Below are 13,407 nucleotides of genomic sequence, written 5' to 3' on the forward strand. Positions count from 1 at the left end.
CGGCTACTCGCCGGTAGGGACGTCACCCTCCGGTCGGGACGACCGGGTGGTGATCTGCTGGGTGCCGCCCGGGGCCAGCGGGATGGTGACCGCGTCGACCAGGTGCAGCTCCGTGGTGCCGTCCGGCGTCAGCACGGTGATCACGTCGCCGCGGTCCAGCGCCGGGTTGACGATGCTCTCGACGTTGATCTGCGCGTTGACCGCCTTGATTCGGTTGAGCAATGCCCTCGCGGCGACCGTGGCCTGCGCCTGAGTGGTGACGGCCTGGCTGGTGTAGCGGTACGGCACCCGGCCGAACGGGCCGCCGACGTAAGTCCGGCTGGTCGGATCGGTGTCGGCGGCGATGACCGGCGCGTACGGTGTCGTCCCGGACACCGAGGACGGGTAGACCACCACGACGTTGTAGGTCCGCGCCCGGTCCCGCAGCCGCTCGCCGGAGAGCAGCACCCCGGACGGCGAGGCGTCCACCGTCCACACCGGGGTCTGGCTCAGCAGCGGCGCGTCCTCCACGACCAGGCCGCCGGTGACGTCGAAATACGCCTCTGCGCCGATCGACGTGGCCAGGTCGGCTACGGCGCCGGCCCGGTCCTGCTCCCAGATCAGCGGTCCGGCCGTGGCCGTCGAGGTGGCGGTTACCGTGGTGGTGATGCCCGGCACGGCGCCGGTCACGAGCCGCACGATCTCTGCGGAGATCCGGGCGGTGGCCACCGCCGCGGTGGGCGTCTCAAACTGACGCCGCTGCACCCGAGCCCACCGGTCCGGCGCCGACTGCACGGAGATCCCGCCGGACGGGCCGACCGACATCGACATCGAGTCCAGGCTGAACACGCCCAGCGGCACGAGCTCGGTGTCACCGCTGGGGTATCGGATGCCGCGGTAGGGGCGCAGCTCGACGCCGATCGTGTCGAGCGTTCCCCACAGGCCACGGTCGGCGATCTGCACGTCAAGCGTGCGGCGCACCCCGGTTCCGGACGCCACGCTCACACTGCCGTCGGTGATCGGGATGTCCGAGGCGAGCAGTGAGCCACCGAGGTAGGCGTCCACCCGGACGATCGCGGTGTGGCTCTCACGCAGCGCCTGCGCGAAGGCCGGGCTCACCGGGTACATCAGGCCCCCGTCAGCAGGTCGGTGTACGTGCCGTACCGAGCAAGCGCGTCCTGGTAGTTGGCGTGCTGGGCCAGCACGGTGGTGTAGGTCCGCTGCGAGACAATGCCGCCGGCCGGGCGGCCCACCGCCACGTACGGCGCCGTCCAGATCCGCCACGGGTGCGGGTAGTAGTCCGGGCGCAGCCGGGACTCGGTCAGCTCGCCGATGCTGAGGTACTGGTGCCGCAGGGTGCTGCCGTACTGCTTCTCCGGTGGGATGTCGAGCAGCAGCTGCGACAGGTCTTTGAGCAATGCCAGCAGCGCATCCGCCTCGGCGTCCGTCTTGGTGCGGATCGTGATGGTGCCCTGCTTCGCCTTCCGCACTCCATCGCTCACGACGATCGGGGTCGCCCGGCCGAGCGGCTGGAGCACCGCCTGGACGACGCCGCGGACCGGCGTGCCCTCGCCCTGGAAATCCACCTTCTGGCTCAGCGAGGGGACGCCCGGGTGGCGCAGCCAGATGTCCGCGACCGTCAGCGTGGCCGGCGCGCTGATGAACGCCCCGGTGCTGGTCGTCGCCGTCCAGGTCGTGGCCGCGCCGAACCAGGATTCGTAGTCGTAGCCGACCCACTGGCTGGAGCCGTCCAGCGTGGCCGGCTCGGCGAGCCGGACCGGGGACGACGTGCCGTCCGGGTCGGTCCGGACGATCGTCGCCGACGTCGCGCCGATGTACTCCAGCTGCAGCAGCACCCGCGGCGGGGCGTTGCCCGGCTCCGGGGTGGCCGTCAGCACGGCGGCCGGGCGCACCATCGACTCGTCGACGTACAGCAGCGTCCCGGACGCCGGCGTGCCGGTCATGCTCACGTTGATCGCGGCCCGGGCGGCGCCGGCCGGCGCGGTGGCCGCGACGGCGAGCTGTGTCCAGGTGTTCGCCGTGACCGCCGTGGTGACCGTGGTCGAGGTGGACAGGTACCCGAACGAGCTGTTGTACCAGTTGATCGAGATGCTGACCCCGCGGGACACCGAGCACCGCACCCAGGCGTCGGCCCGCCACTCGGTGCCGGGCGTGACCCCGGCCGCCGCGTTGGACTCGACCCGGGACGTGGCCGAGCCGTCCGCGGTCAGCAGCAGGGAGGCGGCGCCCTGGTGCGCCTGGGCGGTGCTGCGCGCCGCCGTGCCGCCGAACGCCGTCCAGCCCGCCGCGTCCGTCTCGAAGTACGCGTTGCTGTTCGCGGGCGCGATGGTCACCGGTTCCTCCTACGCGGTCTGGTAGACGGTGGCGGCTGCGACCTCGCCGAGCACGGTGTCGACCTCGATGCGCACCTGCCGGCGGATCGTGTCGGGGCCGAGAGCGATCGTGATGGGCGCCTCGACCGTGATGTGCCGGGCCACTCCCGGGCCAGCGGCCGCCGAGCCGGGACGCCACACCGGCTGCTGAAGCCACCGCTCGCCGACGTGCTGCCAGATCGCCAGCGACCGGGCCTTGTCGCCGAGCCGCGGGATGAACGCCTCGCCGCCGGTCTCCCGCTCCGCCCAGGCGTACATGGTCGGGCCGCCCGCCGCGATCTGCGCCTCCCGCAGCCCGCCGCCGGCCCGCTCGTACACGCCGCCCAGCGCGTTCTTCGACAAGGTGATCCGGCCGTACGTCCGCAGCAGCGAGTCAATCTGCGCCTTGCTCATGCCCGACCGGGACAGGATGGTGCGAAGCTGGCCCAGGTAGGAGTTGTACAGCGCGGTCGCCGCCTTGGCGTTGCCGCCCTCGGCGTACAGCGACTGCGCTGCCTGCTCGGCAGCGCCGAGGTAGGCGAACAGCTGGGTCAGCTCGCTGCGGCCGGCCACCGTCTTCGTGTTGAACGTCGGCTTGGTCCAGGCGAACGCCTTCCTCGCGTCGCCCAGTGCTTCCTCGGCCGCCATCTGGTCGGTGATCGACCGGACCCGGCCCGAGCTGTTCGACGGGGCCCGCGGCGCCGTCTCCGGCAGGTCGTACTTCGGCTTCTCGCTGTACGTCTTGATCAGCGCCCGGCGCTGCTTGGCGTTGACCCCCATCGCCTTGAGCGCCCGGTCGAGCTGCTTAATGTAGTCGTCGTAGACCCGGTTCGCGGCCTTCACCGACCCGGTCTCGGCGTACTTCGCCTCGGCCGCCTGCTGGGCCGCCCGGACCCCGGCGATCAGGGCACTGCGATTGTCGCGCCCCTTCGCCGTCGCCGTTGACCAGGTGCGACCGTTCTCCTTCAACGCCGCGGTCAGCGCGCTCACCGCGCTCCGGGCCGCCAGCAGCGACTCCAGGTAGTCCAGCCGGGTGCCGGTCGGACGGAAGCCGGTCGGCGCGGTGGTCGTCGGCGCCACGTTGACGTAGCCTCCGCCGGCGTAGCCACGCAGCGGGGTCACCCGCTCCGGACCGGCCTCGCCGAACTCGTACGTCGCGCCGCTGCGGCCGTAGCCAATGACGTGCTCGTTGATCACGCCCCCGTTGGCCATCGCGACGTGGATGTGGTTGCGGTGCGCCTCCATCAACGCGGCGTTGAAGCTGCCCTTGTTGACGCCGCGGGTGTACGCGTAGTCCCTGCTCTTGGTGCGGTGGATCAGCTCCAGCGGCCTCTTGCTGGCGAGGAACGACGCGAGGGCGTCCTGCTCGTAGCCCATCCAGTCGACCGCGCGCCCGGATCCGTGCCACTTCGGGTCGCCGGGACGGAACGCGTTCCCAAACTCGCCGGACAACGGGCCGGTCGACTTGATGAGCTGGACAATCTTGTGCCAGACCCCGGAGTCACCGCGCTGGGCTCCCGGGCTCGACGGCCAGTCCCGGTCGAACACCGGGCCAACCGCCTTCGCCACCTCGGCGCGCGACGGGATCCGGGCGCCGGCCACGCTGGCCGGGAACGGCAGAACCAGGCCACCGGTCGCGTACCCGCGGACCTGGCCGGTCGCGTTCATCTCGTCGAGCAGGCCCGGATTCGCGGCCTCGATCTTCTGCCGGGCCTCCTTGCGGATCACGAACTCGTCGGCGTGCACCACGCCGGCCGGCTCGTACTTGCCGCCCGGGCCCGTCCAGCCGCCGGCGTGGAACTCCGGCCGCGCGTTCTTATTGAAAGCACTGGCCGCGGCGCTGACCGAGATGCCCTTCTTCAGGGCCTGCTGGTAGATGAGCAGCTTGTCGAGCTGGCCGGTCACGCCGCCGTAGCCGGACAGCGAGACGTCCGCCTTGTAGCGACCGGCGAACTCGTCGCCGTCCTCCTTCGCCTGCCGGAACTGGCCGGCCAGACCGCTGATCTGCCGCTCGCTCAGCCCGGCAGCCCGCAGTGTCGACCGCAGCGCCGGGGTCATCTCGCCGTCGAAGGTCTGCCCGAGCGCCCCGGCTCGGCCTTCCAGCTCGATGGCGGCCAGCGCCAGATTGCGCGTGGCCTCCTTGGCCTCCGCAGAGTTCTTGCCGTGCTTCTTGACCGCTTCGGCGCTGGCCTTCTGCGCCTCCGTCAGCTTCTGCTGCGCGTCGAGGAACCCGAACACCGGGTCGGCCTCGGACTTCAACTGCTTCGCCAGGTCGTTGAGCGCTGACCGTTCGCCACGCACCGCGGCGGCCGACGCCTCGACCGCGCTGGTGTACTCCTTCTGCGTGCTGGTGCCGGACTGCAGCGCGCCGCCGAGCTCGCCGGTCTTGGCGGTCGCGTCCGCGGTGGTGCCGTTGGACACCTCCAGGGCAGCGGCGTATGCCGGGAACTGCGCGCGGAACTCCTCCATCGAGACGCCGTTAGTGGCGAGCTCACGGGAGAGGTTCGTGAAGGCCACCTTCGCCTGGTCCGCCTGGCCGCCCTGCACCATCTGCGACAGCGCCTGGTCCAGCGCGGTGACCCGCTCGCGCGTCTTGGCGAGGCTGCCCTCCGTGCCGTCCAGGCCCGGGATCAGCGACTCCAGTCCGGACTGCAGGCCGCGCGCCCACGTCGCCTTGCCGCCGGAGTCCGCCAGGATCTGGAACTGGCCGTCAAGCTTCGACAGGTCGCCGCCGAGCAGTCGGGATGCCTCGCCGGCCAGCTGGCCGGACTGCGCGTAACGGCCCAGGCCAGCGGCCAGGGCCTCCGCCTGCGGGTTCAGATCCTTCTGGAACTGGCCGATCACTGCGTCGGCGGCCTGCAGCGCGACGAACGCGCCGGCCACCTTGCCGGCCGCGCCAGCAACCCGCTGCAGGCCACTCGCCGCCCGGGTGCCGACCGGGCCGGTCGCTCGCAGCTCATCGAGGGCCGCCGCGGTGGACCGGCGCGCCTTCACCCAGCCGGCGCCGAGCAGCAGCACCGCGCCGCCGAGCCCGGCCAGCACGGTGATGCCCTGCCCCACCATCGGAGGCAGTTCGGAAATCTGGTCGACGGCCGCGTTGGCGCCCTGGGCGAGCATCCGGAGGCCGCCGTTCGCCCCGGATCCATTCTCGATCGCCAGGGTCTCCAGCGAGCCCTGCAGCCGCTCCAGGTCGCCGATCAGGTTGTCGGTCTGGCGCCGGGCGGTATCCGCGGCGTAGCCCTGGTCGTCGACCTTGTCGATCCAGGTCTGGATGCCGGACGCACCCTGCTCGTACAGCACACTGGCGGCCCGGATCGCATCGCTGCCGAAGATCGTCGCGAGCGCGCTGTTGCGCTGCTCCTGGGTGAGGGTACCGAGCTGCGACTTCAGCGAGCCGGCCAGCTTCGTAACGCCGACGAACTTCCCGGACGCGTCGTAGACCTGGATGCCCAGCTCTTCCATCAGCGAGCGGGCCTTGTCGGTCGGGTTGGCCAGCATCAGCAGCGCCGTCTTCAGCGACGTCCCCGAGTCGCTGCCCATCAGGCCGGCCGAGGCGAACGCGGCCAGCACGCCGGTGGTGTCCTCCACCGACAGGCCCATCTGCGAGGCGACCAGGCCGGCCTGGTTCAGCGCGGCGCCCATGTCGTGGACGTTGCCCTGCGCCTTGCCGGCGCCGGCGGCAAGCAGGTCAGCGATGTGCGGAATGTCCGCGCCCTTGAGCTTGAACTGGGTCATGGCGGACGCTGCGATCTCGGCCGACTCGGCCACGTCCATCTGGCCGGCCGCCGCGAGCGACAGCGCGCCGCTGAGGCCGCCGCCGATGATGTCGCGAACGGTAACACCCGCCTTGGCCAGCTCCGTCTCGGCAGCAGCCGCCTCGGTCGCCGAGTACGATGTCGCCTTGCCGGCCTCCAGGGCGGCATCGCGCAGCATCTGCATCTCGCGGCCGGACGCGTGCGTGGCCGCGTTGACGCCGGACATAGCCTTCTCGAAGCGGGCCGACGCCATGACGACGCCGCCGAACGCCGCCACGCCAACCGTGCCGAGCCGAGCCGCCTGATCGGCCACCTCATCGAGGTGGCCGGCGCGGGCCGCTTGTGCCATCTCGCCGCGGAACTCGCGCATCGACTGGCCGGCGCCGCGCAGCTTGGCCCGGAAGTCCGTGACGTCTGCACCGATCTTGACGGTCACGGTGCGGGCCACGGCTACTCCTTCTTGATCACGCTCGTCAGCACCGCGCGAGGGCGGTCGACGTTGGTGGCGGCTTCTTCGGCGGCGAGCCGCTCATCGGTCACCCGGCAACGCCTGCGGCGCACCTGGTACTCAGGGCCGTCGTCCTCGTGGCTGGTGCACTCCTCCAGCAGCCCGCCGCACAGCGGGCACAGCCAGGAGCGGTAGAGCGCGAGGCCCAACATCCAGTCGCGGTCCTCGTCGGTCCACTGCGGCTCCCGGGTGGTCACCGACCGGACCAGCCGGCCCTCGGCGTCGTACTCGTGCTCGGTGACCTCGGCGGGCTCCCGGCCGTCGAACTGCGACGGCGGGATGCCGAGCCGCTCTGCCGCCTCTACTCGCTGGAGTTGCTCTGGACTATCGCGGAGGCGACGGGCGAAAAAGGGACGGTCAACCGGCCCTCGTTGACGAGGATCGCGGCGTGGAACAGCTCATCCCACTGCCCGTCGGTGATCGCCTCCAGGGTCTCGGCCCACAGCTCGTCGCTGAACTGCGGCTCCACCAGGCAGGCGCGGATCAGGGGTTCGGCGAAGTCGTCGACGTGGACGTTGAGCGCCTTGTCCTGGTCGATGATCTGGCCGTCCTCGCCCTCGTGGGGCGGGTACTTCTGCTTGAGGGTGCGGTACTTCGTGCCGGAGATCGCCTCGATGACGAAGGGCTCGGTCAGCTCGCGGATCTGCGGGCGCAGCGCCTCCATCTGCTCCGCGATCTCGACAACCTCGCCGGAGTCCTCGATCGAGGCTGAGGCGGTCTGCTTCTGCTGCGCTTCGAGGAGCTTCTTGCCGAGCCGCTCGAACTCGTCAACGAGGTCACCGGCGAGGCAGATTTCGACGGTGCGGCGCGGCCTGCGGGCCCGCTTGAGCTTCTCTGCGAACGTGGTCACGAACTCTCCCGCCCAGATCCCGGATGGTGCGCCCGGCCGGCTCCGGGTAGACCGGCCGGGCACGAAAAAACCGCCCCGTTCGGAGGCGGCGGAGAAGGATTACGCAGGTCAGGCGATGGTGGCGCGAAGCTTCGGCTCGGCCGTGATCTTGATAGGGATGTCGTATCTTTCGGGCATGTTGTCCTCGACGTCGAGGACGGCGGTCTCGGCACACATCGCGGGGAAGACCTGCACCGCCTGCCCCGTCGCGGTTGCAGTGGTCGCCGCCAGCGACTTGCGGCGCACCAGGTAGCCGGTCGCGTCCGGGGTCATCGCGTTGTACGCGGTGTCGACGCCGGACTGCTTCTTCAGCCGGATGCGCGGGCCGGAGAACGTCCTGCGCCCGTTGACGTTGGTGTCGAACGTCGACTCGATGGAGCTGGTCGGCGCGTCTGCGGTCTCCGGGGCGAAGCCGGTCGCGCCGTCCTTGGTCATCCACTGCGAGATGCGGATCCCCGCGTCGATCTCCGACTTGGTGGGGGCGGCCGGGTTGGTGATGGACAGCACCCACCACCAGGCCTCTTTGCCGTCGCCGATGATGTCAGGCACGGTCCGTCTCCTTCTTCGTCTCGGTCTTCGGCTTCGCCGGCGGCTCGGCCTCGGTGGTCTTCGGCTCGGTGGTGACCGGCTGCGGGTCGACGAACGGCCCGCTGTCGCCGTCGGCCATCTGCGGCACCCGCGGCTCCCAGCCACGCGCCTCGAACGCGGGCAGCGCGCCGAAGCCGGTCTTCGCCCACGCGCCCAGCTCGGGGTGGTAGATCCACACCTGGCTGGAGTCGGTGGCGCCGTTGTCCGCGAGCGCCCAGCCCGCGGCGATCAGCTCGTCGCGGCGCGCGGCGCCCTCGGCGGGCGCCAGGTAGCCGTCCGGGTCGGCCAGCCAGTACGTCTGCGGGGCGCTCATGCGCGCACCAGCTTGTACGTGACCGACGTGGTGCCGGAGTAGGTGACCGTGGCGAACCCGGTGCTCGGGTCGACGTGGCCGGGGCTGACCCGGAACCAGCGGTCGGCGCCGGCCGGGATCGTCTGCGGCGTGGTGGTGCCCACGTTGCCGAGCGCGGTCTTGCCCGGGTCGGACAGGGTCACGGTGATCGATCCGCCGCCGCCGTTGATGACGATCAGCAGCGCGCCGTTCGTGCCGACGTCGGCCTGGGCGATGGTGTCCGAGGCCGACACGGCGGCCGCGGTGACGGTCGTGGCCGCCGATGTGACGGACACGGCGGTGAGCTGCGCCATGCGGCGCCCCCCTTCAGAGGATGTGGAGATCCGCCGGACGACGGACGGTGAACCTGTGCCGACGCGCCGTACAGTGGCGGCCGTGAGTGATCGAGATGCGCAGATGGCCAGCGAGTACGCGGCGGGCCGGGAGATCCCGGAGATCGCCGCCCGCTACGACGTGCCGGTGGCCTACGTAAAACGGGTCATCGAGGAGGCCGCCGCCGCGCCGCTGCAACCGGTGAGATCGCGGTGGAGCCTCGGCTACCAGGGCAACCGAGCCCTGCTCGCACTCGTCCTCGGCTGGCTCGCATGGCGAGCGAGTGGTGCGCTGACCGTGTGGACGTTCGTGCTCGTCGCCGTCGTGGTGTACACGGCCATCTCGGTCGTGATCGGCCTGCGGCGCCGCTAGCCCGGCGAGCTGACGTACTCGAACACCGTCGCCTGCGTCATCACGAGGCGGCCGGTTGAGCGGTCCCAGTCCGGCGGCCGGGAGTCGACCATCGCCAGCCGCGAGCAGGACCGGCCGGGCACCTCCGGGCGCAGGCCGACCAGCGCTCCGATCACCCGGTCGGTGACCTTGCGGACCGCTTCGGCGTTGCCCGCCACGCTGTGCACGATCGCCGTGCACGTCACCCGGTCGGCGACTTCCTCGAGGGAGACCGCTTCCGGCATGTCGATGTGCACGTACGCCACCGCGTACGGCAGGGCCGGCGGGCTGGCCGGGTCGACTGGGCCGTCCGAGATTGTCAGCGCCGGAGTGAGCGCCCTCAGTGCGGCCAGCACCGGGGCCGCATGTGAGCTGTTCACAGGCCGAGGGCTTTCAGCACGACGTCCTCCAGCGCCTTCTCGAACCGCGGGGCCTCTGCCGCGAGGGCGGGGGCGAGGTGCGGGATCGGAGCGCGGCCCGGGGAGCCGTACTCCAGGATGTTGCCTAGCGGGCCTTGCGGCCGGTCCTTGTCCGGGCCGATCTCCGCCCACGCGCCGGTCGGTGTCTCGCGCGAGTCGTACGAGATGGAGCGGGCGTAGGCGGGCAGGTACGGGCCGCGGCCAATCCGCTTCTGGGCGTCCCGCTTGATGTTGAACGCGCCGCGCTGAACCACCGCGCGGATCTCGCGGGGCAGCACCTCGACGGCGTGGTCGATCTGGGCGGCGAGCTTCCCAACCTCGGTGGTGTCGATCCGCAGCTCATCCACGGCCGCCCCCTGCCTGAGCTACTGCCGCGTCATCCACGAGCACCCCAGCGTCGCGGAGCATGGCGACCTGGTGACGCGGGTGCGACCTTCCCAGCTCGGCCCAGCCGCACAGGCAGCTTCCGAAGTCACGACGCTGGTGCGCGACCAGGACCTCCTCGGCAACCTGGTCGACGGTTGAGTCCACGGCGGCCTCCTCAGCTGGTGCGCTCGACCACGCCGATGCGGCGCGCGGTCTTCTCGGTGCCGTGCGCCAGGTCGCGGACTACGAATGTGCGGCCGGGCAGGTCCGGGTCGTGGGCCGACGCGGTGATCTCCACCTGATCCTCGGGCTCCAGGCCGGTCACGGACATGGGCAGCTGGATCTCCAGCCGGACCATCAGCAGCCGCGCCTCGCCGGTCCGTTCCTCCTGCGCCTGGACGCTCTGCTGCTGCACCCGGCACCGGCCGGCGTAGAGCTGCGTCCACGTGGGGGTCGTGTTGCCCCACTCGTCGGTCGTCTCGCCGGCCGGGCGCCGGATGATGCAGGTGTCGACCATGCCGGCCTCGGCTGCGGCCCGGCCTGCGGCGAGGGTCTCGGCGCGGTTCACCAGTGGCCCCGCGGCCACGCGTGGTGGTCCCGCTGGCCGGCGGGCCGGATGGTGAACGCGCCGGCCGGCCGGTCGTCGCCGAGCGCCCGGTCGATCGCGGCGCGGTCGGCGTCATCGAGCTCGGCCGCGGCGAGAGTCTCGGTGGCCCAGGTGTCGGTCTGCGTGTAGTCGTCGATCTGGCGGCTGGTGGACCGCAGCCCGGCAGCGTTGCGGACCATCCTGCGGGCCAGGTCCAGGGCGACGCGCTTGAGCGGAGCCAGGGACGGCAGAACGTCGAACCGGGCCGCGCCGACGTAGCCGCGAATCTCCGTGGTCACCAGCTCCAGCACCAGCTGCCCGGTGGCCGCCTGGACCTCCGTCTGCACCCACGCGTCCAGCTCGGGCAGCGTGAACAGCGTCGGGATCCCGGCGGCGGTGGAGGCCGTCACCGTGGCCGACGCCGACACGTTGCCAGCCGCGTCCCGGGCCCGGACGCCGAGCGTGTACGTCGTCCCCGCTGTCAGCCCGCCGAACGTGTAGGTCGTCCCGGTGACGCCGGCCTGGACCAGCACGCCGTCGCGGTACAGGTCGTACCCGGTGACGCCCGTGTCGTCGGTGGACGCCGGCCACGTCAGCACGATCTGCGTCTGGTCGGCCGTGGCCTGCAGCCCGGCCGGCGTCGACGGTGCGGTGACGTCCGGGAAGCCGTACGCGGCCAGCGCGACCGGGGTCGGCATCTCCAGCCCGGCAGGGAACGGGTACGCGGGCGGGAGCGCGCCGAGGTCGGCCAGCAGGTTGGTCAGGGCCTGCTGCAGAACCGGGCTCTCCGCGGTCCCGGCGCGGTCGTGCACCGCGTCCAGGCCCCAGGAGTACTGCACGGTGCCGGTGGCGAACACCGCGGCGCCGGACGCAGCCCGGTACGCGGTCATCGCGTGGACGTACGTGCCGGACTGGCCGTAGTCGTTGCCGTTGTCGTCGGACAGGCCACCGGTGACCGTAGTGGTGGCCTGCGACAGCCGGATCAGGCCGGCCGGGCGCTCGGTGCTCGACGTGTCCGCGGGCTCGTCCGCCTCGAAGCCGACGATCCCGACGGGGCTGGCCCAGGTGGCCGAGCCGGTCAGCGCCGCCACCGGGGTGGAGCGCCACAGCGGGAGGCCGGCGTGCGCCGCGGTCGCCACCAGCGATTGAGCGGCGATGCCGTTGAGCCGGAATCTCTGGCCGGTGAGCAAGCTGGCCGGGCGCCGGTCGGTGTTGAAGCTGCGCGTGTCCTGCCAGGTGCCGGAGTACAGGCCGGTGGCGTTGAGTGCCCCGTCGTGGGTGTCCTTCCAGCAGGCGAACGACCGGCGGTCCGACGCGAACCGGATCCGCCAGAACGCCTCGTTGCCGGCCATGATGAGCAGGTTGGACGCCTGGGTGGAGTGGTCGCGGGCGGCCACGAACGCGTCGCGCATCCCGGCCGACCAGTACTCGTCGTGCCCGGAGCTGATCACGACCTCGCGGCCGAGCAGCAGCGTCGGGTCGGCGTCGACCTGCGCGCACGTCAGGTAGTCAACGTCGTAACCGAGCCGCTCCAGCCACCTGACCAGGGGGTATTCCGCATTCCAGAAGGTCGTCTGCGGGTAGTACTTCCTGGTGAGCAGCGGCCGGTCGTAGCTGACCGCCTTCGCGCGCAGAGTCTTGTCGGCGGTGAAAGTGCTGGCGCTGCCCTGGCCGTAGAGCGACCGGCCGGCGTGCGGGTTGCTCGGGTCCGCCCCGGCGTGGTTGTACGCCTGCCACGTCGAATCGCTCAGCTTGACCGCGATCTTCGCCTCGTGGCCCGGGTCGGTGACGACGAACGGGCCGATGTGGCTCTTCGCGCTGGCCAGGTCGTTGCGGGCGATCGTGATGACGTAGACGCCCGGGGTCGCGTCGGCCGGCGCGCTCCAGGTTCCGTTGATCGCCCAGTTTGCGCAGGACGCCATGCCGGTCGTCGCGTCCACCGTGCCGGACGGCTGGGTGGTCTGCGGGCCGGCGATCGTGGCGACCTGGCGGGCGCCGCGGCCGCCGTACCAGCCGAGCCGGTACACCGTGCCGGTCCACGCCGCGGACGGTGAGTGCACCTTGAGGTCGATGCCCGTGCCGCGGGCCACGTACATGCTGGTGGCGTAGCCGAAGATGGTCGGGTCGCCCGCACCGCTGACGTCCCAGGTCGTCTTGTCGATGCCGACCAGGCGGTTTTCCGCCTCGATCGCCGTCTCCGCGGGCGGGGCCGGCGTGAGGTTGGCCGGCTCGAATGCCGCGACCACGACCATCGCCGGGGAGATCGGCACGCCGGTGATGGTGATGTTGTAGGTGCCGGCGGCCACCACGCCGGAGGCGACCGCGAGGCGCACCGGCTCGGCACCGAGCGCCGGACCCTGCACGACGTCCTCGACGGTCAGGCTCGCGCCGGTGATGGTCGGCGTCCAGGTGGTGCCGTCGTTGACTGTCGCGACCGCGACGTAGATGCGGCAACCGTCCACCGTGGTGACCACGGGCGCCAGGTTGATGCTGGTGGTGCCGCTCGGGTTGCCGTAGGTGGTCAGTGTCCCGGCGTGGACCGGGCCGAGGTCGTCGCGCGACTCCACCCAACCGGCCAGCGTCCGCGGGGCGGTGCTCGCGGACGGCTCCCGGACCCAGGTCAGCGACGTCTCGCCGCCGGCCGCGGTCAGGGTGGACATGGACAGGTCGCCCAGGGCCGGATCCGACGCCTCGGCAAGCTCCGTCCAGGTGCCGGACGGGTCAACGGATGCCGGGGCGACCGCGAACGCGACCAGCTTGCGGCCGGCGGTCGCCGCGGAAGGGAAGGTCGCGGTGTGCGTGGCGCTACTGGCCGAGGCCGAGTAGGTGCTCTTCCAGTCGCGCGCCACCGCACACCCCTCCTTCTGCTGATCGAGCTGGGCCCGGGCCGG

General features: G+C 71.6%; 13 protein-coding genes. 1 reads left to right on the plus strand and 12 read right to left on the minus strand.

From position 1 onward, the window contains the following. Window positions 1–3: 3 nt before the first annotated feature. The 8 genes from ACTEI_RS23585 to ACTEI_RS23620 all read right to left on the minus strand — a co-directional run bounded on the left by ACTEI_RS23585 (window position 4) and on the right by ACTEI_RS23620 (window position 8,736). Complete coding sequence (locus tag ACTEI_RS23585; RefSeq protein ID WP_122979644.1) at window positions 4–1,107, minus strand: DUF5047 domain-containing protein; 1,104 nt, start codon at window positions 1,105–1,107, stop codon at window positions 4–6. After that, window positions 1,107–2,333, minus strand: coding sequence for a carbohydrate binding domain-containing protein (locus ACTEI_RS23590; RefSeq protein WP_122979645.1), 1,227 nt, complete (start codon window positions 2,331–2,333; stop codon window positions 1,107–1,109). The genes ACTEI_RS23585 and ACTEI_RS23590 overlap by 1 nt, the downstream gene beginning before the upstream one ends. Window positions 2,334–2,342: 9 nt before the next feature. After that, complete coding sequence (locus ACTEI_RS23595; protein ID WP_122979646.1) at window positions 2,343–6,554, minus strand: phage tail tape measure protein; 4,212 nt, start codon at window positions 6,552–6,554, stop codon at window positions 2,343–2,345. 2 nt (window positions 6,555–6,556) lie between these two features. Continuing rightward, on the minus strand, window positions 6,557–6,811 hold the full coding sequence (locus tag ACTEI_RS23600) for a hypothetical protein (RefSeq protein WP_122979647.1): 255 nt from the start codon (window positions 6,809–6,811) through the stop codon (window positions 6,557–6,559). Window positions 6,812–6,915: 104 nt separating this feature from the next. Next, the gene (locus ACTEI_RS23605; protein WP_122979648.1) at window positions 6,916–7,464 is read right to left on the minus strand and encodes a hypothetical protein; all 549 of its coding nucleotides are present in this window, start codon (window positions 7,462–7,464) and stop codon (window positions 6,916–6,918) included. 108 nt (window positions 7,465–7,572) lie between these two features. After that, complete coding sequence (locus tag ACTEI_RS23610; RefSeq protein ID WP_122979649.1) at window positions 7,573–8,052, minus strand: phage tail tube protein; 480 nt, start codon at window positions 8,050–8,052, stop codon at window positions 7,573–7,575. Further along, window positions 8,045–8,404: a hypothetical protein gene (locus tag ACTEI_RS23615; protein ID WP_122979650.1), complete on the minus strand. Its 360-nt coding sequence runs from the start codon at window positions 8,402–8,404 to the stop codon at window positions 8,045–8,047. Before ACTEI_RS23615 ends, ACTEI_RS23610 begins: the two co-directional genes overlap by 8 nt. After that, window positions 8,401–8,736 carry a hypothetical protein gene (locus ACTEI_RS23620; protein WP_122979651.1) on the minus strand — a complete coding sequence of 112 codons (336 nt, stop codon included), beginning with the start codon at window positions 8,734–8,736 and terminating at the stop codon, window positions 8,401–8,403. Before ACTEI_RS23620 ends, ACTEI_RS23615 begins: the two co-directional genes overlap by 4 nt. Window positions 8,737–8,818: 82 nt before the next feature. On the opposite strand from ACTEI_RS23620, the gene ACTEI_RS23625 reads away from it, so the two are divergent. Then, entirely contained in the window at window positions 8,819–9,127 is a 309-nt protein-coding gene (locus tag ACTEI_RS23625) for a hypothetical protein (protein ID WP_145830908.1), read from the plus strand. On the opposite strand, the gene ACTEI_RS23630 is transcribed toward ACTEI_RS23625, so the two are convergent. The 4 genes from ACTEI_RS23630 to ACTEI_RS39025 all read right to left on the minus strand — a co-directional run bounded on the left by ACTEI_RS23630 (window position 9,124) and on the right by ACTEI_RS39025 (window position 13,365). Continuing rightward, on the minus strand, window positions 9,124–9,525 hold the full coding sequence (locus tag ACTEI_RS23630; protein ID WP_122979653.1) for a hypothetical protein: 402 nt from the start codon (window positions 9,523–9,525) through the stop codon (window positions 9,124–9,126). The genes ACTEI_RS23625 and ACTEI_RS23630 overlap by 4 nt on opposite strands. After that, a complete protein-coding gene (locus ACTEI_RS23635) occupies window positions 9,522–9,911 on the minus strand; it encodes a hypothetical protein (protein WP_122979654.1) in 390 nt (129 codons plus the stop codon). Before ACTEI_RS23635 ends, ACTEI_RS23630 begins: the two co-directional genes overlap by 4 nt. 194 nt (window positions 9,912–10,105) lie before the next feature. Further along, on the minus strand, window positions 10,106–10,498 hold the full coding sequence (locus tag ACTEI_RS23645) for a DUF6093 family protein (protein WP_145830909.1): 393 nt from the start codon (window positions 10,496–10,498) through the stop codon (window positions 10,106–10,108). Next, window positions 10,495–13,365, minus strand: coding sequence for a fibronectin type III domain-containing protein (locus ACTEI_RS39025; RefSeq protein ID WP_122979657.1), 2,871 nt, complete (start codon window positions 13,363–13,365; stop codon window positions 10,495–10,497). Before ACTEI_RS39025 ends, ACTEI_RS23645 begins: the two co-directional genes overlap by 4 nt. Between the last annotated feature and the right edge of the window lie 42 nt (window positions 13,366–13,407).

The sequence above is a fragment of the Actinoplanes teichomyceticus ATCC 31121 genome, assembly GCF_003711105.1.
GTDB classification, from domain to species: Bacteria; Actinomycetota; Actinomycetes; order Mycobacteriales; family Micromonosporaceae; genus Actinoplanes; species Actinoplanes teichomyceticus.